We start from the raw sequence: 25,532 nt of genomic DNA, 5'->3' as shown, positions 1-25,532 counted from the left end.
GCGCTATCGGCCGCCGTCAACATATTCTCCGTCGAACCGGAACACTGCGTGACCGCTGTTGTTGTGCTGCGGTGGCACACCCACGTACATCTGCATGAAGAGTGCACCTTTCGCGTCTTTGTAAAAGGGTGCTCCGTTCCAAAGCTTGATCTTGAAGACCTCGGCATTTTCGGTTTTGAACGCCTTCACCAGCATTGCCGGAACATGGGTGACCAACTGATGATGGAACTGAGACGCCTGAGTAAAGGTGATCAGATCCGCGTCATTTTCCATGATGCGCGGCCGCGAAAACCCACGCGTTATTCCACTGTTGCCAAGGGTGTAATCGACCACATTCCCGGGAGCTTCGGGATCGGGCAGCGTAATACTGGCCCGGTCCTGGCGGAAGGTCATCTCAAAGAACCTGATGTCCTTGCCAAGCGTGGTTTGAAATTGCACGAACGCATCCGACATGCCTTTTAACGACATATAGCTGTCGAAGGCGCGCAGGCTTTCCGGCAACGTCACTGAATGGATGCTGGCATCCGGGCGCACCCGCACCACAGCTTTTTCGCGGCCACCAGCGGCGCTCTGCAATTCTATGACCCACAACACGCCACGCTCGCTACCCGCTGGCGGCGGCCTGGTTGCCTCTACGCGATCGACATGGGTCCACCCCGCTGGCACCTCGGCGCGCGCGGCGGCAATGATCTGCGGCAAACGGGCCAGTCCGCTGGCCGTAACGGCGAATGGCAGGCTCCGGCCTGTCAAAGTGTAGAATGACATCGGCTTGGCTACGGCACCCCGGCGAAAGCTACCGCCGTTCCATCGATAGGCCTGGACTTGCGCCGGATCGGTCGGCTCCACAGCATCGATTTCAACGCCGTGGGTCAGAACACTGATTTTAAAAACACTTTCCCCCGTACCAAAGATATCAGCGAAACGGCCCTGTGCATTTTCGAAAGGCCAGTCGGATTGGGTCCGCAAATTCATCGAGCGGCCCCGCTCGGTATGGCTGATGTCGGCACCATCTAACCGCCCATCGGCCAAAACATAAACCTGACCGAATTCGCGGCCGCTTTTGATAGAAATGTTCCACTTAACGGCCCATTGGGTCTGTCCCAGGACCGGACCCAACGAGGCCACAGCCGACGTCACTTCGCCCGGCACTTTCGTCGGCAGGCCATCCGGTGCGCTACCGAGGATCTCCCACAATCTGGAAATCTGAACCTCTGCCTGACTGAAGCGCCCCGGCGGCACGATGAAATTCGGACCATCGGCCATGTGCATCGGCCCCTGAACACTATCCACGAAGCCCTGATCATTCTTGATACGCTGAACCGTCCAAAGATTGAATTCTTTTCCGTTTTGTCCAGTCGCGGCAATGACGGACAGACTGCCTGGCTGGAGCCGCAACCACAAAAGATCGCTACCGCCGATTTGCTCGCCCAAGAGTGTCCAGGCAGTGTCAAAAGTTTTCTTGTCGTTCAGATAGGTGTTTTGCGCCGATGCAGGTAATCCTAGCGAAACGATCAGAAGAAACGGCACGGCGCCGCAGAGCAGACGTAGCAATTTGGCCATAGCACACCTCGAACTTTCTTGAATGGATCTATCTCGTCCTCAAAAAACAACACGCTCAAAGGTCTCAAGTTGCGATCTATTCCAGTTTATAAGGCCTGCGAGTGCCTCATCCTTGGCGGACAGGCGACGCGCCATGGTCATGTCTTGCGCAATATCCGTCGCGGTCCGAAACTGCCCGGCAGGGTATCAATCTCGATTCCGCTTGGGCCGAAGCGCAGAACAGGCTTCACAACTATGAGCTATTAAAAAGTTCCGCCTTCAACCTTAGACGGCACGAAGCATACCGGATGTGATGCGGCTCACAATCGACCTCTTTTTCAATGTTCCATGGCTAATTGTGGCTTGAAATGGCCCGGAACGGCGTCAAAGCCCTTTGGAAATTAGCGTTTCTCGATCGCGAAACTGAAAGACCGGTTCGGAAAAGGCTCATCGCGCAGCGTGAAGTGCCACCATTCTCCTGCGTAGTTCCGAAAATTTCCAAGGCGCATAAGCTCGACAAGTTTCTTGCGCATTTGCTGCGCCTGCTTTCCCACAACCTTAGCATCGGTGCGGCTTGCCGGGTCGAAACAATCGAAGGGCGTACCGAAGTCCGCGGTGCCTAGGTCGCCTCGCGCGCAAACTGTCTGCTGTTTCCGGGGTTCGGCAACATCCAGAAACTCCAGGGAAACATCCACGGTTGACCCTCTGGCGTGACTGCTTTTGGCTCCGATATAACCCTGACGGATCAATTGTGACCGTGGAACAGACGGATAATACTCCCTGTCTGTCTCCTGCCCTGAGCCAACCCACGCGACCATGGCGTCAACGGCGGTCTGTGGGCGATAACAGTCAAACACAACGAGGGAATACCCGGACTGGACTGCAGCATTTTGCACTTTTGCAAGAGCCTTAGCCGCAGCTTCCGTCAAAACGCATTCCTTTGCCCCGTAACCGGGCAACCGTTTGCGCATGAAATTCTGCCGGCCAGCATATCGAATGTCCTGCCGGATATCGGGTACATAGTCTTTCAGATATACGAAGCCGTCAGGCATGGCATCGGCACTAGCGGACGGGCCAAGGCCCAACATCAAAGTCGTCACAAGAAGCAGACGACTAGTCCACATCAACCGCCTCGTCGGCTTCGATCAGCTGCCGGAGACGTCCAAACGCGAGCCTGATCCTGGACTTGACTGTTCCAAGCGGCAATCCGGTTGATTCTGAAATTTCGCTGTGAGACTGGCCGGCAAAAAAGGCCAGTCGAACGACTTCCTTTTGTTCGTCCGGCAATTTCGTCAAGGCAGCCCGCACCCGTTCCTCGCGCAGCCGCGCATCCATTTCGTCTGCGACATCCGGAAGAGGAGTCGGCTGCAACGCGGGTTCTTCGGGATCGAGCTCAGCGGTTTTTTGCCGCCGAAGCCTGTCAATGCGCCGGTTGCGCGCGATCCTGTAAAGCCAAGTGCTTGCAGAGGACTTTTTGGGGTCGAACAGATCAGCCTTGCGCCAAAGTGTCACCATGACATCCTGGGCGATCTCTTCAGCCAATGCGCCATCGGCGCCCTGGTTCATAAGATAACCCTTCAGACGCGGGGCAAAGTGATCGAACAGCTCCACAAAAGCGGTTTTGTCCCGCTCTGCAGCGACCCTTACGATCAGTCCGGAAAAATACTGCGCTTGCGCCAAAGGCCACTCTACTCCCTGCCGGCCGTTCGGTTACGCATCAATCTTTAGCAGGTTCGGCGATTTTCGAAAGGGGGGACTATAGTCTGCCACACTGTTGCCTCGATTAACCTTGAGAGCCATGAAGCTATGGATCGACGGTACCGAAAAATGAAGCGTCCAAAAAACAAAAAACAATTGCCGAGCTTCAACTCTTTCGTAACCCGCTTTAATTTATCATTAAAGCAAGGTTTATAAGACTGTCGGCAATTGAATAGAATTGACTGAAACTCAAGTCCAAACGGTGTGGAGATGATGAAAGCAAAATCGCTGGTTCTGGCCATTGCAGGTCTTGCTGTTTCGAGTGCAGTGGCTTTCGCGCAAACCCCGACGCTCATTAAGCAACACAAGGATTGGGCAGCTTATGCTCTGACGGGTGGCAGCGGGAAGGTTTGCTATGCGCTGACCAAGCCGACAACATTGCTGCCCGGCGACCGCAATCACGGAGATGTTTTCTTTTTCGTGACGTCACGGCCAGCCGAAGGTGTGAGCTCCGAACCGAGCTTGTTGGTCGGCTATCCCTTCAAGGACAAGTCTTCCGTGTCCGTGGACGTTGACGGTAAGACCTTCACGCTCTTCACCAACAATGATGGTGCATGGGTGGAAAATGCGGCAACAGAAGCCCAGCTGGTCTCAGCCATGAAGGCTGGCCGGGAAATGACGGTGGCCGGTGAATCCAGCCGAGGCACCCGCACGACTTACAAGTTTTCCTTGTCGGGTGTCACTGCCGCAATCGATACAGCAGGATCGGCCTGCCGCTAACGCGTCAGGTCCTTTTCACTTGCTGACAGCAAGCCGGGCGAGCAATTTCTGCTTTTCCGGGCAATTGCGTTTGCCGCGCACCCTTTGAGTGCGTGTAACACGCCCATTCAAGTCGCGAACCTTGATTTTCCGACCATTTTGTGGTTTTGGGAGCGCTTGAATTCTAACCTGTATGTCAGGTTGCCCGGCAGGCGCGTTTTCTTCTTAAAGAACAGCAATATCGTGCGCCGGATGAGATGATGGATCACGACATGGCGATTACGCTCGATATCGCGCATGACAACGCGAATGCGCCGACAATTTCAGCTGACCCGGCAAGTCAGCAGACGGCTGAGGAAAAACCGACACTGATCGGCCTGTCGCGCGAAGAACTTGGCGAGTTGCTTGGCACCATTGGCATACCGCAAAAACAATGGCGGATGCGGTCTTCGCAGCTCTGGCATTGGCTCTACGTGCGCGGTGTTTCCGATTTTTCGCAGATGACCAACATCGCCAAGGACCTGCGCCAGAAGCTTGATGATCATTTCTCGATTGCACGGCCCGACATCGTTTCCGAACAGATTTCTGTCGATGGCACACGCAAATGGCTGTTCCGGTTTCCCCCACGCGGTGCCGGTCGCCCCGTTGAAGTGGAAACGGTCTATATTCCCGAAGAAGGGCGCGGCACGCTTTGCGTTTCTTCTCAGGTTGGCTGCACGCTCACCTGCACCTTCTGTCACACCGGAACACAGAAACTGGTTCGCAACCTGACGGCTGAAGAAATCCTTTCGCAAATCCTGTTGGCCCGGGACCGACTGGGTGATTTTCCGGACGCCGACACTCCTCAGGGAGCGATCGTTCCGTCCGAAGGCCGCCTCATTTCCAACATTGTCATGATGGGAATGGGCGAACCGCTCTACAATTTCGACAACGTCAAGAAAGCGCTTCTGATCGCCTCCGATGGCGACGGCCTGTCCCTTTCCAAGCGCCGCATCACGCTGTCCACGTCCGGCGTCGTTCCCGAGATTTTCCGCACGGGAGACGAGATCGGCTGCATGCTTGCTATCTCACTGCACGCCGTTCGCGACGACCTGCGCGATGTCCTGGTTCCGATCAACAAAAAATGGAATATTGACGCTCTGCTGGACGCCTGCAGAAACTATCCGGGTCTCTCCAACGCCAAACGCATTACCTTTGAATACGTCATGCTGAAAGGCGTTAATGACAGCAACCAGGAAGCCCTTGAGCTTGTGCGTCTGCTGAAAGGCATCCCCGCCAAGATCAATCTGATCCCGTTCAACCCGTGGCCCGGGTCTGAATACGAGTGCTCAGATTGGGAACGGATCGAGGAGTTCGCCGATATCGTCAACCGCGCCGGTTACGCGTCCCCGATACGCACACCCCGCGGCAGGGACATCTTCGCTGCATGCGGCCAGTTGAAATCGGCATCGGAACGCATGCGCAAGAAGGACCGGGAAGCACTCGCAGCGTCCTGAATGCTCACCTCCTATGATCTGACCTACAGCGGCCAATTAGCGGCTGTTTTTGGTTTTTCTGGACGGCAATGCCGTTCAATATCGGACAATTCCGTGTGAACGTCATTTTTACCACCATGAATTACAGCAAAGGCTGCATTACCTATCCTTGAGGCACTCCAGTCTCGGCGACGGTCGGACGGTTTTTGAGGAGAAGGTCTATGCACATGAAGTCCGGCAGAACCATTTGTATTGCTTTTCTTATCGGTCACATCAGCACCGCAGCATTCGGTCAGAATGCAGGTATCGCAGGTATCGACAGTCACATTACCATTGAAAATCCGGCGGATTTGGCCGGCCCTGAAGCGTCGGCGATATATGACGACCTGAAAGATCGCCTCGCAACCAACTATGCGATGTCGCAGCTGAAGGAAATCGAAGACTACCAGTCATGGCCGCTCTTCAACACCGCACCTTACATCTCTGCTACGCACGGCCAGCGCTACGTCAACAACTATGCCAACGCTGTTGCATCGAACTACGCAGATCTCGAAGAGGGTGAGCTGCTTCCAACCGGTTCCATCCTGGTCAAGGACAGCATAACCGTGACCGACGATGGCGGTATTTTTCCAGGCGCATTGTTCGGCATGGAAAAACTTGCCTCCGGCGCAAGCCCGGAGACAGCAGATTGGCGCTATTTCATGGTCATCCCGGATGGCTCCATCTATGGCGATACAACGGGTGCCAACCCGGACCTCATGACGTATTGCCATGTGTGCCATGAAGCTGTTGCTGACCGGGACTATACGTTTTATGTGCCAGAAGATTTTCGGTTGACGCAATAGCGGTTTCTAGCGGGATCGGAAATCCGACAAAAAGGCCGCCCTGAGGCGGCCTTTTCGCAAGCTATTCAGGAAAAGCTTAAACCAGACCGTTCTTGGCCAGTGGCAGGCTGGTTACCCAGTTGCCTTTTGCCGCGGCGATCGCATTGGCGACAGCCGGACCGATTGGCGGTGTACCGGGTTCGCCGATACCTGTCGGAGCTTCATTCGAAGCAACAATATGCACTTCGATTTCCGGCATGTCGGACATGCGGATCGGCTCATAGGTGTCGAAATTGGTCTCTTCAACAACACCGTCAGCCAGCGTCACCTGATTGCGCAGGATCGCACCAAGGCCATATCCGATGCCGCCTTCAACCTGGGCCACAATATTGTCCGGGTTGATCGGCGTACCGCAGTCGACCGCAGCGACGACCTTTTCCACCTTCACCGTATCGTCATCCCGGAAAGAGATCTCGACAACTTCAGCAACATAGGAACCGAAGGACTTGTGCACGGCCACACCGCGGTGACGACCTTCAGCAGGTGGCGTATCCCAACCGGCCTTCTCTGCAGCAAGTTTCAACACAGCCACTTTCCGTGGATCGTCCTTGAGCATCTCCAGACGATAGGCGACCGGATCCTTCCCGGCTTCCTTCGCCAGGCGATCGATCATGGTTTCCATGACATAGGCCGTGTGCGTGTGACCGACAGACCGCCACCAGAGCACCGGAACCTGGGTTTCCTGGAAAGCCTGATCCATGTTCATCATCGGGAACGCATATGTGGTGTCATGCGCCCCTTCGGTCATGTTGTGGTCGACCCCGTCCTTCATGAGCATCTGCTCGAACGGTGTGCCCTTGATGATAGACTTGGCAGCAATGGTGTACTTGAACGCCGTGACATTGTTGTTCTCGTCGAGACCAACCTTGACCTTGTGCGCGGACATGGGGCGATAATACCCACCGGCCATATCGTCTTCACGGGTCCACACGATTTTCACGGGCGCAGCGTCCATACCGTCCGCCCGCATGGCCTGGGCAAGCGTTGTCGCCTCGACCACAGGATGCGCGTCCGCTTGCGCCCGGCGGCCGAAGGAACCACCGGCCCACAAGGTGTTGATCTTCACCTTCTCGAACGGAATCCCGAGCACGGTGGCAGCCACGTTGTGATCGATGGTCTGAATCTGGGAGCCAAGCCAGAGTTCGGCACTTTCACCATCAAAGGAAATCGCCACATCCAGCGGCTCCATCGCACCGTGGGCAAGAAACGGAAAATCGAAATCCTCCTCGATCACTCGAGCCGATGCTTCCAGAGCGGCATCGATGTCACCATCGTCGCGCACGTTCAAGCCCGGTTTGGTGGTCATTTCCTTCAGCTCTGCCATCATGACATCGCTGGAACGGGTTTCTGCAGCGCTGTCATCCCATTCAACTTCAAGCAGTTCACGCCCTTTGATCGCTGGCCACGTGGACGTTGCTATAACGGCGACACCATTCGGGATCTGCAGGACATTGACGACGCCGGGAACCTTCTTGGCTTCGGTCGCATCGAAGGATTTGACCTTGCCGCCAAAGCGGGGCGCGCGCGCAACCGTCGCAACCAGAAGACCATCCGGCTGAAAGTCCATTGTGTAGGTGTTTGGCGCACCGACTGTCTTGTTCTTGACGTCGACACGCGGGAATGACTTGCCGATATAGACCCACTGATCCGGTGTTTTCAGTGTGGGTTCGGCAGGCACATCTTCCGCGGCCGCCAGTCCGGCCAGCTCGCCAAGTGTCGCTGACTTGCCGGAAGCATGAGAGACGACACCGTTTGCAACTGAGATTTCGCCAGCCGGCACGCCCCAGTCCTTGGCTGCAGCAGCGACAATCATGGCTTTGGCAGCAGCGCCCGCCTGTCGGTATTGCATAAACGAATTCGCCATGGCGGTGGAACCGCCTGTTCCCTGAACACCAAAGAGCGTGTTGGCGTAGACCTGGGGATTTGACGGTGCGAATTCAGCCGAAACCTGTTCACGCGCGGCGTCCAACTCGTCGGCAACAAGTGTCGCCAGACCTGTCGCTGTGCCCTGCCCCTTGTCGAGGTGTTTGGACAAAACGACAACTGTATTGTCCGGACGGATATGGACGAACGGCTGGATCAACTCCCCGTCACCGGCAGCGGCCTGCGCTGCACGAGGCAGGTTCATCGCCAACACAAGCCCGCCGACTGCACCGGCGGAAATCTTCAGGAAGCTGCGGCGGCTTGGCTGAGCTGCTTCGAGCGGTTTTTGCAAGAGGTGCAACATCGGTTAGCCCTCCATCTTGTCAGAGGCAAGGTGAATGGCCTTGCGAATACGGGCATAAGTGGCGCAGCGGCAGACGTTTCCGTCCATGGCAGCGTCAATGTCTTCGTCTGTCGGCTTCGGCGTTTCGGCGAGCAGAGCCGTCGCGGCCATGATCTGCCCGGACTGACAATAGCCGCACTGCGGCACATCCAGTTCGTTCCAGGCCGTTTGCACTGCTTCGGCAGCTTTCGTGTTGATACCTTCGATGGTGGTGATTTCAGCACCATCCAGGTCTCCCACCAGTGTCTGGCAGGACCTAATGGCGACACCGTCCCAATGTACGGTGCAGGCGCCGCAGGCTGCGATACCACAACCGAATTTGGTTCCGGTCATTCCAAGTTCATCGCGCAATGCCCACAGCAGCGGGCTTTCAGGATCCGCATCAAGCGTGCGCGTTTCCCCGTTGATTTTTAGTGTAACAGACATGAGGAGGAGGCTCCTTTGGCTGGCCTTATCTGGCTAAAGGAAGTAAACTACACCGTGCAGTTTAGTCTCAGATTTCGCATCTGTAAACGCCACAGTTTACATAGGGCGCATTTTTTGGGATGAAAGGGCTGGGGCACCACAAACAGATGAATAGGCAATCCGGGGCGAAACGAGCTGACAATGTCGGTATCTGACCAGAAAAAGAAGCAGATCATCGAAGCGGCAATCGCGGAATTTCAGGAAAGAGGCTTCGCGGGTGCGAGCATGGATCGCATTTCAGATCGTGCTCAAGTCTCCAAACGGACTGTCTACAATCACTTTGAAAGCAAGGAAGTTCTGTTCAAAGGTATCAACCAATGCCTGGCCGATCAGATTAACTCGGCGTTGGAAATGCCATATGATCCGGACCTTCCTATCCGCGAGGCGCTGATCCGCCTGGGGTGGGCAGAAGGGGAATTGATGATCAATCCCTGTTTCATGAGCCTTGCCCGCATAATCATGAGTGAAACTATCCGTGACCCCGAACTCGCTGCGGATATGAACAGCCGCATGACCAAACTATCCGTTTTTGCCGAGCACATCCAGGAAGCCATCAAAGAAGGCAAGCTGTCCGCTGACGATCCATCGGTTGCGGCCGAGCAGTTTCTGGGCCTTCTCAAGTCAAGGGCTTTTTACCCCAATATCTATGCCAGTCGTGTGCCGGAGCGACCCGAGATGGAAAAGATTATTGAGGAAAGCGTCGACATGTTTTTGGCACGATACGCAGCAAAGGCGGTCTGACAGCCCTGCCCTGCCAAAACTGGCAAACCTCATCCAGCAGGCTTGCCTTAACGCTAACCTGCGTCGCCGACCGGCTTTTCCAGAAGTTTGCCCCAGCGGGTTCTTTCCGCCATCTGCTGCCGGGTTTCGTTCGAGATCAGTCCCTTGACATTTTCCGGCACCCAGCCACCGCCAAGACCCTTGTAGACAGCGATCAGATTGGTAAGCACATTCGCCTGTGCCGCGATAAGACGCGTCTCGGCCAGAAGCAGACTTCTTTGTGCATCAACCACCCGATTATATGACGCTGTACCGTCCTGATACTGCGCCTCGACTTCCCCCACCGAGCTACGGGCGGCCCTGACGCTGCGCCTGAGATAGACCGCTTCCTGCTTTGAGCGCAAAAATGCCGTGAGCGCATTTTCAACTTCTGCATAGGCGTTCAAAACCGTGTTCTTGTAGTTCAGAAGCGTTTCCTGAAACTCGGCATCCTGGACCCGAACGTTGTTCTGGATACGTCCATAGTTCAGAAAATTCCAGGAAAATCCGGGATTGATGAAACCTGCTGTCGAGCCGTTGTTGAAGAGGTTTGAAAAATCATCTGCCCTCACTCCGATAGCACCGGAGATGGTAAAGGCCGGCAGAAGATCCGCCTTGGCGACCCCGATCTGTGCCGATTGCGCAGCTGCCACATATTCTGCCTGCCGGATATCAGGGCGTCGGCGAAGCATATCGGCCGGAACGCCGATCGCGACTTCCGCTGGAACCCTCGGATAGCGGCCACCGGAACGGAGCCGCGACTTCATGCCTCCTGGCGGCTCACTCAACAGCAGGCTCAAGGCATTGTAAGCCTGTGAGAGTTCAGCTTCATAGCCGGGAATGGATGCGAGCGTGTTGTTATAAAGCACGGTGGCTTCATCGACATCCAGCTTGGTTGCAGCTCCATTTTCAAGGCGCAACCGAGTGAGATCGAGAGACTTCTTTTGAAGCGCGGCATTCTTGCGCGCCGACGTGATCAGCTGCTGTATTTCGCGCGCAGTGACGTAAGTGGCGGCAATATCACCGGTCAGCGTCACCAGTGCATCATCATAAGAAGCGATGTTGGCCTTGAGGTTCGCATCAGCAGACTGAATGTCGCGCCTTATCTTGCCCCAGACATCAATTTCCCAGGCGGCGTCGAAGCCGGTCGACACACGCGTAATGTGATCATTGACCAGCCCGACTCGCTCCAGATCACGTATGAACGGATCATTGGCACTGAAACGGATGCTTTTGGATCCGCCATTCAGTTCCTGAACTTGCGGAAACAGTTCACCGGTTGCAATACCGAGCTGCGCGCGGGCCTGGTAGACCCTGACACCGGCTGCCTGCAGTCCGACATTCTGCCGGTAAGCCTGCGCAATCAAGCTGTTGAGCGTTTCATCCTTGAAGACGTGCCACCACGGCACGGAATGGGCGCTGCGGCTGGTGAAACCGGTCCGGTTGTCGATGGTGAGATTGGCACCTTTGCTCCAGCTGTCGAGAACCGGAGCCTCGGGACGTTCGAAATCGGGTCCGACCATGCAACCACCAGCGAAGAGCACGCCTGCGAGCACCCCCCAACGACCCAATTTCCGCAACCGCCCCATACGCTGAAACTCTCACTCACACATCAAAGGGAACAATGAAATTGACCCACGAATAAAGTCGCATGTTCACACGTCTCAAAACCGCGACCCAGCCGCCGCCTCCACCGGTGTAAATGGCAGCTGCACCATGTGCACCCGCAGGATACCGTTTCAGTGCGGGGTCGTCGTCCAGATCGATCTCGACCGCAAATCGGCCTTGCGGGCTCATGAACATGAACTCAGGCACGCGGCCTCGCGGAATGATCTGGCCCTGTCCGGTACCATCCCAGATCGCTTTGACCTTACCCGTGAAAATCTGGCCCGGATAAATGTCGAGCGCCACTTCAACCGGCTGGCCTGGTTCCACGAATTTCAGATGTTCCTGGTAAAAAGTCGCCAGAAAATAGGGATCGGCGTCAGCAACGAACGCCGCGATTGATGCAACCCTGAATCCGCCGACGACGAGACCAGGCCGTGCCTGCTGGGAAATGATGACGCCGTCTTCCGGGGCATAGATTGTTGTCTGATCGACATAATATTGTGCCTGCTCGACCTGCGCCTCGGCACCGGCAACCTGCGCATTGACACCGTCTATCTTTGCCTCAGCGGCAAGTTGAGCCTTTTTCAGGTTGTCACGCGCTTCGTGCACCTGTGCTTGAGCTGCTGCGAGCTGCGCCTCCCATTTGTCGAGTGTCTCCTGTTTGGCTCCACCCTTGGGAACAAGGTCTGAATACCGCTTCACTTGCTGTGCCGCATAAGTTTCGTTGGCCTGCGCAGCCTCAAGCGAATCCTGTGCGATGTGAATGTCTTCTTCCAGAATGAGCGCATTCTGGCGTGCATCAGCCAGGTTTGCCACGGCCTCGGCCAGTTGAGCCGCATAAAGCGTCTTTTCGAACTGGTAAAGCTTGTCGCCTTTTTTCACCTTCTGGTTCTGAGCTATAAAGACCTCTTCCAAAACCGTTGGGTGTGGCAGGCGTGGCGCAATCTGGATTGTCTGCCGGATCACGTGCCCGTCAATCGTATACGGCGTGAAAAACCGGAGAAGCACGACCAGCAGGAAAAGGACGTGAAATCCAACCCAGAAGGTCACAACACCCCAGGCGATATTGAATTTCAGCCATCGAAACTTGTAAAAAACCAACCAGGCAAAGAGCGCATAAACACCCAGGATCAGAAGTGCGATCGTCATGTATGCGCACCATCTTCTGGTGATGAAGACTTGCCCGTTGGACTATTTGTCGGCGGCTCAGCCGCATCAGCTTCAGGTGCGAGCTTTTCTCCGCCCTGCCGTGCAGTGCCGTCTTCGGGTTCCATATCTGTGTTTTTCGGCAGCTTGCGAACGTCGACGGTCATGGAGTCGTGATAGGCCCAGATCAGGGCATGTATCCAGGGAAAGACAGTAAACAGCCCGATCCAGCCGCCGAGTTTTACCGATTCTGCATGCGGATGATTGCGTTTTTCCGCAAGTTTTCCGGGCAATCCGCCCAGCGTCACCATCACGTAAAAAAACGCAATGACCACCAGAATCAGGATTACGAAGGTCAGATAGTCATAGTGGTCGAGTTCAAAATCGATCAGACTCATACCGCCTCCCAGTCTGGCCGCTTGGTTCGTTCACTTCCTGTTAACACCCTCTTCCGCCTTCGGGTCAATTGCAAGTTTCAAACCTCACTCGTGTTACCTGCAGTCTGTTTCCTGCCTGCAACAGATTGTCCTGCCCTTGCTGACGCCTAAGGGCTTGCACCGGGTAAAGAACCGGCTAAATTGCCGCAAATTTTCAACGGCGCGGACATACCGCCCCAAAAGCGAACTGGACCCTTCCTCTATGGCGCATGGTGACATCAAGAAAGTCGTGCTCGCCTATTCCGGCGGCCTCGACACATCCATCATCCTGAAATGGCTGCAAACGGAATTTGACTGCGAAGTCGTAACCTTCACAGCAGATCTCGGCCAGGGAGAGGAACTGGAACCGGCGCGCCGCAAGGCCGAGATGCTCGGCATCAAAGAAATCTATATTGATGACCTTCGAGAGGAATTCATTCGCGACTTCGTCTTTCCGATGTTCCGCGCCAACGCCGTCTATGAAGGGGTTTATCTGCTGGGCACATCAATTGCCCGGCCGCTGATCTCCAAGCGCCTGATCGAAATTGCCGAAGAAACCGGCGCTGATGCGATTGCCCACGGTGCAACCGGCAAAGGGAATGACCAGGTTCGCTTCGAGCTCTCAGCCTATGCACTGAATCCGGACATTAAAGTTATCGCCCCATGGCGTGACTGGACGTTCAAATCCCGGACCGATCTGCTCGACTTTGCCGAAAAGCATCAAATCCCGGTGCCGAAGGACAAGCTCGGCGAGGCGCCTTTTTCTGTGGACGCCAACATGTTGCATTCATCTTCTGAAGGCAAAGTTCTGGAGGACCCTGCGGAAGAAGCACCCGGGTATGTTTACCAGCGCACAGTTGATCCTACAGAAGCGCCGGATGTCGTCACCGAAATCGAGATCGGTTTTGAAAAGGGCGATGCCGTTTCTCTCAACGGAGAAAAAATGTCTCCGGCAACGCTCTTCGCCAAGTTGAATGACTATGGCCGTGACAATGGCATTGGCCGCCTGGATATGGTCGAAAACCGGTTTGTCGGCATGAAAAGCCGTGGCGTCTACGAGACACCGGGCGGCACCATCCTGCTTACGGCCCACCGCGCCATGGAATCCATCACGCTCGACCGCGGTGCAGCGCACCTCAAGGACGAGTTGATGCCGCGCTATTCCGAACTGATTTACAATGGCTTCTGGTTCTCGCCAGAGCGCGAAATGCTTCAGGCCCTGATCGACAAGAGCCAGGAGCATGTCACCGGCACCGTGAGTTTGAAGCTCTACAAGGGCAACGTCATTCTGGTTGGCCGGTCCTCGCCTTATTCGCTTTATTCAGAAGAACTGGTGACGTTTGAAGACGATCAGGGTGCATATGACCAGAAAGATGCTGCCGGTTTCATCAAACTGAACGCCTTGCGCCTGCGCACTTTGGCCAAGCGTGACCGGCTCGGCTAACGAAGAATGATATGGAAAATCCAGCGGCAGATCTGACAGACAGTCTTGCAACTGCTGGATTTTTCGTGCTGGGCGGGTTCTCGCCCGGCCCGGGCGATCCGGTTCCGGTTATGACAGGTGGCAGGCACCCAAAGTCTTTGCTTCTTGTCGGCAGCACTGGGCCAACTCTCTGGCCGCGACTGACCTCAAGCCCGGAATTTTCTGACAACAGATCCGACCCGCTCGACCGCTACACGAAAAGAACTTTGAGTGCGATTGCCGGCGCGAATGATTTTGAAGCGCTGTTCCCGTTCGAAGGTCCTCCTTTTCATCCCTTTCAGCAATGGGCGCAGGCTTGTGGCGGATTTTCGCAAAGTCCGATGGGCGTCTTGGCCCATCACCGCTATGGACCCTGGACAGGATTTCGGGCTGCGCTCCTCTCAGAGCAAACATTCGATCTGGCGACCAGGTCTGACGTTGTGGGCCCATGTGAGACCTGCAGCGGAAAACCTTGCATCGCTGCCTGCCCAGTAGGCGCGCTTTCGGTCGAAAACGGGTATGACGTTCCCAAATGCCGCGACCATCTTGCCGCTACGGAAAACGCTACCTGCTGGAGCGGCTGTCTTGCCCGCAGAGCTTGCCCAATAGGTGAAGAGCACCACCAGGAACCTGCAAATGCTCGGTTCCATATGGGCAGTTTCGCTGACATTAGTCCTACTGAGTGATGGTAGTTGAAGCCATATCTTCCCGTGTCATTGAAGCGTTAGGATTCAAATGCAGCCAAGCAACTCTACCCGGCACAAATAACCCACGGCCTTGTCTAGTCCAAACTGGGGGATGATGGTCTCCGACTAAAAGGATTTGTGTGTTTTGTAGCTTCGGATTCAGCGCAATTTCACGAACTCGAAACAACACATCCATCCACATTTCAGTGATGTAACAGACCGTCCAATCGTCAAACAAAGTTTCGTTCCCGCAATTCAGCCGATTTGTTGCGGCACCGGGTTCAACAGGCAAATGAGTATTTAGTGTCAACCAATAAGAAAATTTTGGCTTCTTGCTTGGCTTTAGCAAGTAAGATTCGACAACATCTGCAATATCGAGATCGCATAGGCCTCTGAAAGTCAATCCACAAACCCGGTTCTCTGGCAAATGTCGACTTCCCTCAAGCTGCTCTTTAAAGAATAGTTTTTCGAAGCCAATTCTTGGGAACCATGTTTTTCTTTGAAACAGGTCTCCCCCAAATGCGTGAAATGCCGCGGTTTCATAGCCGTTGTCCCGATATTGAGCAGGTAGGCAATCAAATTCGCGCTCTTCTAAGTAGTCATAATAGTCCCCCCAACGACCGCACAACTCCCTCGATTCAGCGCTCGTTGTCGAACCCTTATAAGGTCCTGTTCCAGTAGCAACTTCAAATCTAGATTTTATTTCAGGCGTGTCGAAAATTTCCCAGAGCAGATTTTGATGAGCTGATCTTTCAAATGCTCCCATCCCTTCTATCATTACCACCAAGACATTTTGATCTGGGTGAATTGCAGAAAACGAATCTAGGTTCGTTTGGGAAACCGCGGAAGAGAATTTCGCACCACTCCGCAAGGTATTCGCCAGAGTGGACTGTGATGACAGATTCATTGAAACATCCGCGATGAGTATGAAACAGCAACACAGTATTGATGGGATCAGACTTACTTTTTTGAATTTTTCGCGATTTCGAACGATCAGGAATACGTAAAGCGCAACAAACAATAAAATCATACTTGCAAATAAAATGTACCCTGTGAAAGAAAATAGTTCCAAAGTTCCCAAGTACCTAACCGAATCTAAAAGCAGATACCAGTTGAGATTAAATACACCGGACACAACAATAGTTAAGTCTATACTGGCAACAATTATTGCGAGTATAATTAAAGATAAAAGCCTCAAATAAGCGCCGGCAACCGCAAGTATAAAATAGAGCGCGATAGGAAATATCCTGACTGGGCACACAAAAAAAGATAAAATGAAATAAGGAATGCTTGGCAGTATACAGGAAACAAACGCAAATATTATTGCATCCAAATATGATGTATCATTCGCGTCGGCACTACACCTACCGACATGAAGCGTTGCTTCTGCCATTTTAAATTAGTCTCCATAAAAAATACAATATAAAATTGTATTAGAGTATGGAAACTTAACGAACGCTTTCTGTTTTACAACTTATTCGCGAAACAATCAAAGATTTAGTTTTTTATGTTTAACAATGAATGAGTGCGTCCCTTCACATAAGTTTCTGCGCAAGAATTAACAGAAAATGGAAGTTAACACACTGTCTTGAAATGGAATTTCTCCCTCAAGCTGCATGTAGATCACTAATATCAGTCTTCTGGTCAACTAAATTTTGACCCGTTCAAACTAAGAAATCGATCTAAATCAACCAACACGGAATGGGTGCAAAACTCATAGGCTCCGTAAACGAAAATGGAATGGGCAAGTCCTTATTTATGTAAAAATAAAATATACAAGTAACTTATTTGATAGATATTTCCGAAACTAAGTTAAAGACCAATAATTACATATGAAATCACCGAACATATCTCCAAGGGGCATTAAAACCAGAAATGCGGTGAGCAAGAAAGAAATGTATGTGCTCACTATACTACTTGCTTCCGCGTCCGAAGGGTCGGCAAAAATGTGTTTTGTGGCTTTACTACTTCGTTCGGGGGTATGAGATCACAGTGTACCTTGTTCTGTTCACAATAAGCCGACTGATTTAGCGGGACCAAGACGACAAGAAGTTGGTGGCCAAGCTTCCACTTAATCCAGCTTCACCACACCCTCTTGATCCGGGCACGTCTCAAGAGCCTCGGCGGCTGTACGACCATCACCCAATGGGGCGTCTGGCCAGATTTCGGACAGTGGGATCAAGACGAACGCCCTGTCACCCATGCGCGGGTGCGGGATTTCCAGATCGGTCTCTTCGACTTTCTCAAGACCATAGATCAGAACGTCAATGTCGATCTTTCGCGGCCCCCAGCGGATGTCGCGCACACGACCGAGTTCGGCTTCAGTCTCCAGACACCGCTTCAAGAGGTCTTGTGGAGACAGTGTCGTATCCACCACGAGACATATGTTGACATAGTCATCCTGCGGGACCGGGCCCCAGGGAGGCGTGCGGTAGTCGGACGAACGCGTCACGACCGTGATGCCGTTGGTCCGGTCCAGCAGCTGGACGGCGTTTTCAAGATTTGCTTGCGGATCACCAAGATTGGATCCAAGCCCCAAGGCACAGCGTGTTGGAGCAAGAGGAGACTTTTTACTTATGGGCATTCAGATCGGGTTCCGTTCCAGCCAGGTTGCCTCCAGCATACGCACGCACTCGGCATGTGGACGCACGTCATGTGCACGAACTATGACCGCGCCTTTTGTCATCGCCGTAAGGTGCACGGCAAGCGAGCCGTATAACCGTTCTTCCATTTCGGCATTCAAGACGGTTCCAACCATCCGCTTGCGCGATGCCCCGGCCAAAAGAGGAAGGCCGTGCTTTTTTAAACTTTCGAAACGATTCAGGATGATGAAATTCTGGTCGATGGTCTTCCCGAATCCAAAACCCGGGTCGAGCAGCTGTTTTTCCTTAGGGATCCCCGCGCGGTCGGCCAATTCCATCGAAGCTTCAAATGCGCGGTCAATGTCACTGAGAATATCCAGATCAGCGTCGGCACTTTCCCGATTGTGCATCATCACCACGTGCACATCGGCTTCCGCGACAACGTCTGCCATTTCCGGGTCTTTCCGAAGCCCCCAGACATCGTTGACGATGACAGCCCCTGCATTGCACGCGCGCCGTGCGATTTCAGCCTTGTAAGTGTCGATAGAGACAGGCGTTCCAAGCGCGATGACACTTTCCAGAACCGGGTCGAGTCGTGACCATTCAACGTCAAGCGAGACAGGTTCCGAACCTGGCCTCGTGCTCTCGCCGCCGACATCCAGGATGTCTGCGCCTTCCGCAATCATCGTTCTGGCGTGATCAAGCGCTGCACTTGCCGCATTGTGATGTCCGCCGTCGGAAAAGGAATCCGGCGTGACGTTCAAGATGCCCATGACATGCGGGCGGCAGTCAGGAAGACGATATTCGGCGGCTTTCACGGTACTTGTAATCCCTGTTCGCAGGCACCTGATGCCTCTTTCACGATAAAGGGTCAAGCCGTTGTCGACGTGCTGTGCCGCAGACGACGGAATTGAGCTATTCTGCGGCTGCGGTTTGCGGTATCCGGCTTTTAAGAACCAGATATCCGACGATTCCGGCAATCGGCACCAACGGCAGAACCACACCGAAGCCGAGCAGTTGATCGCCCAGCAGGGCAATGATGACGCTCGCAACAATCGCGACACCACATTGCAAGAACCCGACCATGGACGATGCCGCACCGGCAATTCCCGGGAACGGCGCAAGGGACTCGGTGAAACTGGCTGGCAAAACCAGCGCCAATGCAAAGGTGAACAGGCCGACCGGAGCCATGACCGTGGCAATACTCGGCTCCTGTGTCAGCGTCAGGAAACTCATCAGAAGGGCTGCAACGACCCAGAGAGCCAAACCGAATGGCACGAGTTTTCTTGCTTCGACAAATCGCAACAAGCGGCCGGTGAGAACGGTTCCGACGATGAAGGAGCCGGATTGCAGAACCATGGTCAAGCCAAACTCCGAAGGCGACAGACCGACCTTGTGAATGAGAACGAACGGCAAGATCGTCGCAAACGTGTAAAGGCTGCCGAGGCCGCAGCCGATAAGAAGCGCAGGCGACATGAAACGCGGGTCGGTCAACAGGGTCATGTAGTTGGACGCCAGACGACGCGGTTTCAGATGATGTCTGCCCGGATCAGGATTGGTTTCGGCCTGAAAGAAGGCAACCGCGATCATGAGAGCAAGGCCATAGACAACCATGCACCAGAAGATTTCGCGCCAACCTGACAGCTCAAGAACGAAGCCTCCGATCGTCGGAGAGATGGCCGGACCAACCGCGAGCATCATGGCAATCGTATTCATGATCTTGGCCGAAGCTTCACCGGTAAACTGATCGCGCACAATCGCCCTGGAAACGGCAATGCCAACGGCAGCTCCTACACCTTGCAGTGCCCGCGCCACCAACATGAATTCGACGGTAGGGGCGAACGTCGCCAATATGCTTGACGTCAGGTAGAGCAGGAGAAACGCCATTGCGACCGGCTTGCGGCCGAAGGCATCGGACAGCGGACCACAAACGAGCTGCGCCAACGCAAAGCCGGCAAAATAGGAGGTTAAGGTCAGTTTGACAGCGCCGTCCGTCGTTCCGAAGGCTTCGACAAGCGTAGGCATGGCAGGTGTATATAGCGCCATTGAAATGGGACCGATGGCAACAAGTCCGGCCCCCAGAAGCGAAGTCCGTCTTGCGCTCATGATCGAGCTTTTTGACGTCATTTCTGTTTCCCTTTGGAAACCTCCTCAAGCAAACCGTCTTTCATGGTTTGCAGCAGCGCTTCCAGTACTTGCCTTTTGTCGGATGGGATGTTGTCCAGCGCCCTTGACCGCACGGCCTGAAGAGCTGTCCCGATATTTTCCAAAAGAGGCTGAGCCTTTGGGGTTAATTCAACCAGTTTGGCACGCCTGTCATTCGGGTCTGTACAGCGATTGATCAGTCCGGCTTTTTCCAGCGTATCGAGATACCCGACCAGGGTCATCGGCTCGACATACATGGCATCGGCCAGCACTGCCTGACGCTGGCCGGGCAAACGCCAGACATAGAACAGCGTTCGCGCCTCGCCTGCTGTCAGACCGGTATCGACTTTACTGAGTTCAGCTTCAAAATTCCGTCGCAACAACCGTGCAAGATCCACGACCAGCATGGTGACGCCGACATTCGGTTCCGGAAGACCCATTCCCGCCCCTTTTTAATAAGGTTACCTTACGAACTAGGGGCTAATCTTCACCAAGTCAATGCAACGAATGGACATCGCATTGCACAATTCCCCCGCCGCACGTATAAAGGCGCCAAATTCGGCCGGGTGCCGATCCGAAATTACCTGAATTCCAGACAATGTGTGCGGGTCCGCAGGGGCCCGCTCTGTCTTTTGGAGCCCATATATGAACCTTCGTAATATTGCCATCATCGCGCACGTTGACCATGGCAAAACAACGCTCATCGACGTCCTTTTGAAACAATCGGGCGCCTTCCGGGACAATCAGCGCACTGAAGAGCGCATGATGGATTCCAACGATATTGAGCGCGAGCGCGGTATCACCATTCTGGCGAAAGTGACTTCGCTGGTCTGGAAAGACACGCGGATCAATATTGTCGACACCCCAGGCCACGCAGACTTCGGCGGCGAGGTTGAGCGCATCCTGCATATGGTTGACGGCGTTATCCTTCTGGTTGACGCGGCCGAAGGCCCCATGCCGCAGACGAAATTCGTGCTTGGCAAAGCGCTCAAGCTTGGCCTCAAGCCGATAGTCGCCATCAACAAGATCGACAAGCCGGAACAGCGCGCGGAAGAAGTCCTCGACGAGGTGTTCGATCTGTTTGCGGCCCTCGATGCCAACGAAGACCAGCTGGACTTTCCGGTTCTTTACGGATCGGCCAAGCAGGAATGGATGGCGCAGGAGCCGGAAGGTCCGCAGGACAATATGGATCCGCTCTTCGACATGGTGCTCGACAAGGTCGCCGCACCTGCCGCCGAACCGGGCGAATTCCGCATGCTGGCGACAACAATCGAATCCGATCCGTTCCTTGGCCGCATTCTAACCGGCCGCATTGCCTCCGGTACGGCTCTGCCGAACATGCCGCTCAAGGCATTGTCTCGCGACGGCGGCTCTGTCGAAACCGGGCGTGTTTCAAAAATTCTCGCATTCCGCGGACTTGAGCGCCAGCCAATCGAAAAGGGCGAAGCGGGCGACATCGTTGCCATTGCCGGCCTGACCAAGGCAACGGTTGCCGACACGCTTTGCGCACCGGGAGTTGACGAGCCACTTCAGGCGCAACCGATTGACCCGCCGACGCTGTCCATGACTTTCCGTGTCAATGACAGTCCCCTTGCGGGCACCGAAGGCTCGAAGGTTCAGTCACGTGTTATCCGCGAGCGCCTGAAGAAAGAAGCTGAGGGCAACGTTGCCCTGAAGGTGGAAGACACGGACGAACCCGATGCCTTCATCGTGTCGGGTCGCGGCGAATTGCTTCTGGCAATCCTGATTGAAAACATGCGCCGCGAAGGTTTTGAGCTTGGCGTTGGCCGCCCGCGTGTCGTTTATCAGTATGACGATGCCAACAACCGGCTTGAGCCAATCGAAGAAGTTATCATCGACGTTGACGAAGAACATTCAGGCATCGTCGTCCAGAAACTTCAGGAGCGCAAAGCGGATCTGCTTGAAATGAAACCGTCAGGTGGTGGCCGGACGCGACTGGTCTTCCATGCACCGACGCGAGGACTGATCGGTTACCAGGCAGAACTCTTGTCGGATACGCGCGGTACGGCAATCTTCAACCGCCTGTTCCACGGATATGAGCCTTACAAGGGACCAATCCAGGGCCGTCACACCGGTGTGCTTCTCTCCAACGGCACGGGCGAAGCCGTTGCTTACGCTCTGTTCAACCTGGAAGATCGGGGCCCGATGATGATCGAGCCTGGAACCAAAGTCTATCCAGGCATGATTGTCGGAGAGCACACACGCGGCAACGATCTGGAAGTCAATGTTCTGAAAGGCAAGCAGCTCACCAACATCCGCTCTGCCGGCAAGGATGACGCGGTCAAGCTGACAACGCCAATGAAACTGACGTTGGAGGCCGCACTGTCCTATATTTCGGACGATGAGCTTGTGGAAGTCACACCAAGTTCCATCCGGCTGCGCAAGGCGATCCTCGACCCGCATGAGCGCAAACGCGCCGAGCGTGCGGCGAACAAAGAATCTGCCTGATACATACATCAGGAACAAAAGACAAAAGCCCGGGCAGGACCCGGGCTTTTTCATGCCTGTCATCCGACAGCGTTTCGAATGACGGTCAATCCGGCGGCAGCGGCGGCTATCCGCCGCTGCCGGCAGTCTTAGAAGTGCACCGATTTGGCATCCAGCGGCTTTTGAAGCGGCGGAGCGAACTTGGTCAGGTCGATACCCTCAACGGCCGTCTTGTACTCATCCACTGTCGGCGTTCTGCCGAGGATTGCTGAAAGGACAACGACAGGCGTTGAAGCAAGCAGGGACTCGCCTTTCTTGTCGCCCGAGTCCTCAACCACGCGTCCCTTGAAGAGGCGGGTTGATGTCGCCAGAACCGTATCGCCCTTTGCAGCCTTTTCCTGGTTGCCCATGCACAGGTTACATCCGGGCCGTTCCAGATAGAGGATGTTCTCGTATTCGGTTCGGGCAGTGTTTTTGGGCGCAGTGTCGTCAAACTCGAAGCCCGAGTACTTCTGCAGCACTTCCCAGTCGCCCTCGTCCTTCAACTCATCGATAATGTTGTAGGTTGGCGCGGCAAGAACCAGCGGAGCCTTGAAGTCGACGCTGCCTTTTTCCTTTTCCAGATTGCGCAGCATCTGGGCGACGATTTTCACGTCGCCCTTGTGCACCATGCAAGACCCGACAAAACCGAGATCGACCTTCTTTTCCGCACCGTAGTAGGAAATCGGCCGGATCGTGTCGTGGGTATACCGCTTGGAAACATCCGCGTTGTTCACATCCGGGTCGGCAATCATCGGTTCATTGATCTCATCAAGATCAACGACGACTTCCGCGAAGTACTCGGCATTGGCATCCGGTGTCAGGGCCGGTTTTTCTCCGGATTTGATTTCCGCGATGCGCTTGTCGGCGATATCGACCAGGCCCTGAAGCATTTGGACTTCATTGTCCATACCCTTGTCGATCATGACCTGAATACGGCTCTTTGCGATCTGAAGCGATTCAATCAGCGTCGCATCTTCGGAAATGCAGATTGACGCCTTGGCCTTCATTTCTGCCGTCCAGTCGGTGAAGGTGAAAGCCTGGTCCGCAAGCAGCGTTCCAATGTGCACTTCGATGATCCGGCCCTGGAAAACGTTGTCGCCAAACTGCTTGAGCATCTGGGCCTGCGTCGCATGAACAACATCCCGGAAGTCCATGTGATCGGCCATTTGCCCCTTGAAAGTCACCTTGACCGATTCAGGGATCGGCATGGTTGCTTCCCCGGTCGCTAGGGCAAGAGCAACCGTTCCGGAATCTGCACCAAATGCGACGCCTTTGGACATTCTGGTGTGGGAATCGCCACCGATAATGATTGCCCAGTCATCCACGGTGATGTCATTCAAGACCTTGTGGATCACGTCCGTCATGGAGTGATAAACGCCTTTCGGGTCGCGTGCGGTGATAAGGCCGAACTTGTGCATGAACGCCATCAGCTTGGGCGTGTTTGCCTGGGCCTTCAGATCCCAGACCGATGCTGTATGGCAGCCTGACTGGTAGGCGCCGTCAACAGTTGGTGAAAGAACCGTGGCCGCCATGGCCTCAAGCTCTTGAGAGGTCATCAGGCCAGTGGTGTCCTGCGAGCCGACAATGTTCACCTTGACGCGAACGTCGGAGCCAGCGTGCAGAACCTTGCCCGGCGTAACGCCGACCGCATTCCTGTTGAAGATCTTTTCAACCGCTGTCAGGCCCTGGCCTTCATGAGAAACTTCCTTGGAAGGAGCGAAAGCGGATTTCAATTCGACACCGAGCGTCTCGCAGGCAAAGCTCTGCAGCTTCTTGCCGAATACGATCGCATAGGACCCGCCAGCCTTCATGAATTCGAGCTTTTGCGGATTGAATGAGGCAGCGACATCAACAAGTTCTTCGTCGCCACCTTCGTTGTAGAGCTTCTTCTTCTTGGAGTTGATGGTCAGGACAGTGCCGGTTTCGACCGAATATTTCTGTTCCAGAACCGGATTGCCGTCGTTGTTGAGGATCGGGTTGCCGTCGGAATCCAGCTTCTTGACCCAGTTCTTAAGGTCGATGCCGATACCGCCTGTCACGCCTACAGTCGTCAGAAAGATGGGAGAGATGCCATTGGTGCCGGCCACGATAGGCGCGAAGTTTACGAACGGCACATAGGGGCTTGCCTGTTTGCCAGTCCAGAGCGCAACATTGTTGACGCCGGACATGCGCGATGAGCCCACACCCATTGTGCCCTTTTCCGCGATCAGCATCACCTGCTTGTCCGGGTGCTGAAGTTTCAGTGCCTGAATTTCCTCCTGCGCACGCTCGGAGATCATGCACTTGCCATGCAGTTCCCGGTCGGCACGGGAATGGGCCTGGTTGCCGGGGGACAGAAGGTCGGTGGAAATGTCGCCTTCGGCGGCAATATAGGTCACCACCTTGATTTCCTCATCGATCTCCGGGAGCCTCGTGAAGAATTCAGCTTTGGCGTAACTTTCAATAAGGTCTTTTGCAATCGCGTTGCCACTTGCAAAAGCCTCTTTCAGACGGTCCGTATCTGCCTCATAGAGGAATACCTGGGTCTTCAGCACATCGGCTGCATCTGACGCAATTGCCTGATCATCACCGAGCGCCAGATCGAGCAGAACCTCCACCGAGGGGCCGCCCTTCATGTGCGAAAGCAGTTCAAAGGCAAAGGATGAGGAGATCTCGGCAACGTCAGCCTGGCCGAGAATGATCTCTTTCAGAAACTTGGCTTTGACACCGGCAGCGCTCGTAGTTCCGGGCAAGGTGTTATAGATGAAGAACTTGAGAGACGCTTCCCTGTGCTCGTTCCCCTGATCCTTGATCTGGGCAACGATTTCTTCCAACAAGGCGCCGTCTTCTATGGGCTTTGGATGCAAGCCTTGCTCTTTGCGCGTGTCGATTTCTTTCAGGTAGTCTTGATACAAGCTCATGATGGTCCCGGCGTCCTGGTGTTGTTCGAAGCTTGACCACCGGATCGCAGTTTGTCTGGCGAGCCGGGAGAAGCTGGCTGAGCGCGGTTTTAATTCAGTATACAATGGTATGCAATATCTTTCCATTCGATAAATACGGGATTTTTCACGTTGCGGCATTTCAAGCGTCAACATGATCAAAAAGCGCGTTACCACCTCTTCAAGCGATCGATCGGCAACCTTAAATAAGCGTCGCGCAGCCGAGCCCTGTCT

The 25,532-nt window shown here is 54.4% G+C and carries 21 protein-coding genes; 7 read left to right on the top strand and 14 right to left on the bottom strand.

The genetic code is table 11. The annotated features are described in order from the left end of the window. Positions 1-3: 3 nt before the first annotated feature. From FIV00_RS04480 to FIV00_RS04470, 3 genes are all read right to left on the bottom strand, one after another. Entirely contained in the window at positions 4-1,560 is a 1,557-nt protein-coding gene (locus FIV00_RS04480) for a hypothetical protein (RefSeq protein WP_152499629.1), read from the bottom strand. A gap of 380 nt (positions 1,561-1,940) precedes the next feature. Next, positions 1,941-2,663 carry a M15 family metallopeptidase gene (locus FIV00_RS04475; RefSeq protein WP_152499628.1) on the bottom strand — a complete coding sequence of 241 codons (723 nt, stop codon included), beginning with the start codon at positions 2,661-2,663 and terminating at the stop codon, positions 1,941-1,943. Then, positions 2,653-3,219: a sigma-70 family RNA polymerase sigma factor gene (locus tag FIV00_RS04470; protein ID WP_152499627.1), complete on the bottom strand. Its 567-nt coding sequence runs from the start codon at positions 3,217-3,219 to the stop codon at positions 2,653-2,655. Before FIV00_RS04470 ends, FIV00_RS04475 begins: the two co-directional genes overlap by 11 nt. Before the next feature lie 288 nt (positions 3,220-3,507). Between FIV00_RS04470 and FIV00_RS04465 the strand changes: the two genes are divergently transcribed. The 3 genes from FIV00_RS04465 (at position 3,508) to FIV00_RS04455 (ending at position 6,316) form a co-directional block, all read left to right on the top strand. Further along, positions 3,508-4,017, top strand: a complete 510-nt coding sequence (locus tag FIV00_RS04465) for an invasion associated locus B family protein (protein ID WP_152499626.1) — start codon at positions 3,508-3,510, stop codon at positions 4,015-4,017. A 251-nt stretch (positions 4,018-4,268) separates the two neighbouring features. Then, positions 4,269-5,492: a 23S rRNA (adenine(2503)-C(2))-methyltransferase RlmN gene (gene rlmN / locus FIV00_RS04460; RefSeq protein WP_152499625.1), complete on the top strand. Its 1,224-nt coding sequence runs from the start codon at positions 4,269-4,271 to the stop codon at positions 5,490-5,492. Positions 5,493-5,692: 200 nt separating this feature from the next. After that, on the top strand, positions 5,693-6,316 hold the full coding sequence (locus FIV00_RS04455; RefSeq protein WP_152499624.1) for a cytochrome P460 family protein: 624 nt from the start codon (positions 5,693-5,695) through the stop codon (positions 6,314-6,316). 76 nt (positions 6,317-6,392) lie between these two features. On the opposite strand, the gene FIV00_RS04450 is transcribed toward FIV00_RS04455, so the two are convergent. Both FIV00_RS04450 and FIV00_RS04445 read right to left on the bottom strand, forming a co-directional pair. Continuing rightward, positions 6,393-8,582 carry a xanthine dehydrogenase family protein molybdopterin-binding subunit gene (locus FIV00_RS04450; protein ID WP_152499623.1) on the bottom strand — a complete coding sequence of 730 codons (2,190 nt, stop codon included), beginning with the start codon at positions 8,580-8,582 and terminating at the stop codon, positions 6,393-6,395. Between the two features lie 3 nt (positions 8,583-8,585). Further along, positions 8,586-9,047 (bottom strand): (2Fe-2S)-binding protein, encoded by a 462-nt coding sequence (locus FIV00_RS04445; RefSeq protein WP_152499622.1) that lies wholly within the window; start codon positions 9,045-9,047, stop codon positions 8,586-8,588. A gap of 180 nt (positions 9,048-9,227) precedes the next feature. On the opposite strand from FIV00_RS04445, the gene FIV00_RS04440 reads away from it, so the two are divergent. Continuing rightward, entirely contained in the window at positions 9,228-9,827 is a 600-nt protein-coding gene (locus FIV00_RS04440; protein ID WP_152499621.1) for a TetR/AcrR family transcriptional regulator, read from the top strand. A 53-nt stretch (positions 9,828-9,880) separates the two neighbouring features. On the opposite strand, the gene FIV00_RS04435 is transcribed toward FIV00_RS04440, so the two are convergent. From FIV00_RS04435 to FIV00_RS04425, 3 genes are all read right to left on the bottom strand, one after another. Next, positions 9,881-11,368 (bottom strand): efflux transporter outer membrane subunit, encoded by a 1,488-nt coding sequence (locus FIV00_RS04435; protein ID WP_173005879.1) that lies wholly within the window; start codon positions 11,366-11,368, stop codon positions 9,881-9,883. Between the two features lie 82 nt (positions 11,369-11,450). After that, entirely contained in the window at positions 11,451-12,602 is a 1,152-nt protein-coding gene (locus FIV00_RS04430) for an HlyD family secretion protein (protein ID WP_152499619.1), read from the bottom strand. Next, positions 12,599-12,997, bottom strand: a complete 399-nt coding sequence (locus tag FIV00_RS04425) for a DUF3302 domain-containing protein (protein WP_152499618.1) — start codon at positions 12,995-12,997, stop codon at positions 12,599-12,601. Before FIV00_RS04425 ends, FIV00_RS04430 begins: the two co-directional genes overlap by 4 nt. A 241-nt stretch (positions 12,998-13,238) precedes the next feature. Here FIV00_RS04425 and FIV00_RS04420 point away from each other — a divergent pair, with 241 nt between their 5' ends. Together FIV00_RS04420 and FIV00_RS04415 are read left to right on the top strand one after the other, a co-directional pair. Continuing rightward, complete coding sequence (locus tag FIV00_RS04420) at positions 13,239-14,459, top strand: argininosuccinate synthase (RefSeq protein ID WP_152499617.1); 1,221 nt, start codon at positions 13,239-13,241, stop codon at positions 14,457-14,459. 11 nt (positions 14,460-14,470) lie between these two features. Next, positions 14,471-15,163, top strand: a complete 693-nt coding sequence (locus tag FIV00_RS04415) for a hypothetical protein (RefSeq protein WP_152499616.1) — start codon at positions 14,471-14,473, stop codon at positions 15,161-15,163. Here the strand turns inward: FIV00_RS04415 and FIV00_RS04410 are convergent. The 5 genes from FIV00_RS04410 to FIV00_RS04390 all read right to left on the bottom strand — a co-directional run bounded on the left by FIV00_RS04410 (position 15,153) and on the right by FIV00_RS04390 (position 20,330). Next, complete coding sequence (locus FIV00_RS04410) at positions 15,153-16,556, bottom strand: sulfatase-like hydrolase/transferase (RefSeq protein ID WP_152499615.1); 1,404 nt, start codon at positions 16,554-16,556, stop codon at positions 15,153-15,155. The genes FIV00_RS04415 and FIV00_RS04410 overlap by 11 nt on opposite strands. Positions 16,557-17,234: 678 nt before the next feature. Then, positions 17,235-17,747, bottom strand: a complete 513-nt coding sequence (gene folK, locus FIV00_RS04405; RefSeq protein WP_173005878.1) for a 2-amino-4-hydroxy-6-hydroxymethyldihydropteridine diphosphokinase — start codon at positions 17,745-17,747, stop codon at positions 17,235-17,237. Next, the gene (folP, locus tag FIV00_RS04400; protein ID WP_247649339.1) at positions 17,748-18,563 is read right to left on the bottom strand and encodes a dihydropteroate synthase; all 816 of its coding nucleotides are present in this window, start codon (positions 18,561-18,563) and stop codon (positions 17,748-17,750) included. 97 nt (positions 18,564-18,660) lie between these two features. Then, complete coding sequence (locus FIV00_RS04395) at positions 18,661-19,872, bottom strand: multidrug effflux MFS transporter (protein WP_152499614.1); 1,212 nt, start codon at positions 19,870-19,872, stop codon at positions 18,661-18,663. Next, entirely contained in the window at positions 19,869-20,330 is a 462-nt protein-coding gene (locus FIV00_RS04390; protein WP_152499613.1) for a MarR family winged helix-turn-helix transcriptional regulator, read from the bottom strand. Before FIV00_RS04390 ends, FIV00_RS04395 begins: the two co-directional genes overlap by 4 nt. A 205-nt stretch (positions 20,331-20,535) precedes the next feature. Here FIV00_RS04390 and typA point away from each other — a divergent pair, with 205 nt between their 5' ends. Beyond that, entirely contained in the window at positions 20,536-22,359 is a 1,824-nt protein-coding gene (gene typA / locus FIV00_RS04385; RefSeq protein WP_152499612.1) for a translational GTPase TypA, read from the top strand. Between the two features lie 128 nt (positions 22,360-22,487). On the opposite strand, the gene FIV00_RS04380 is transcribed toward typA, so the two are convergent. Next, complete coding sequence (locus FIV00_RS04380; protein WP_152499611.1) at positions 22,488-25,280, bottom strand: bifunctional aconitate hydratase 2/2-methylisocitrate dehydratase; 2,793 nt, start codon at positions 25,278-25,280, stop codon at positions 22,488-22,490. Positions 25,281-25,532: the final 252 nt, after the last annotated feature.

The organism is Labrenzia sp. THAF82, assembly GCF_009363435.1.
Classification (GTDB): domain Bacteria; phylum Pseudomonadota; class Alphaproteobacteria; order Rhizobiales; family Stappiaceae; genus Roseibium; species Roseibium porphyridii.
This window is presented reverse-complemented; position numbering and strand designations above follow the sequence as displayed.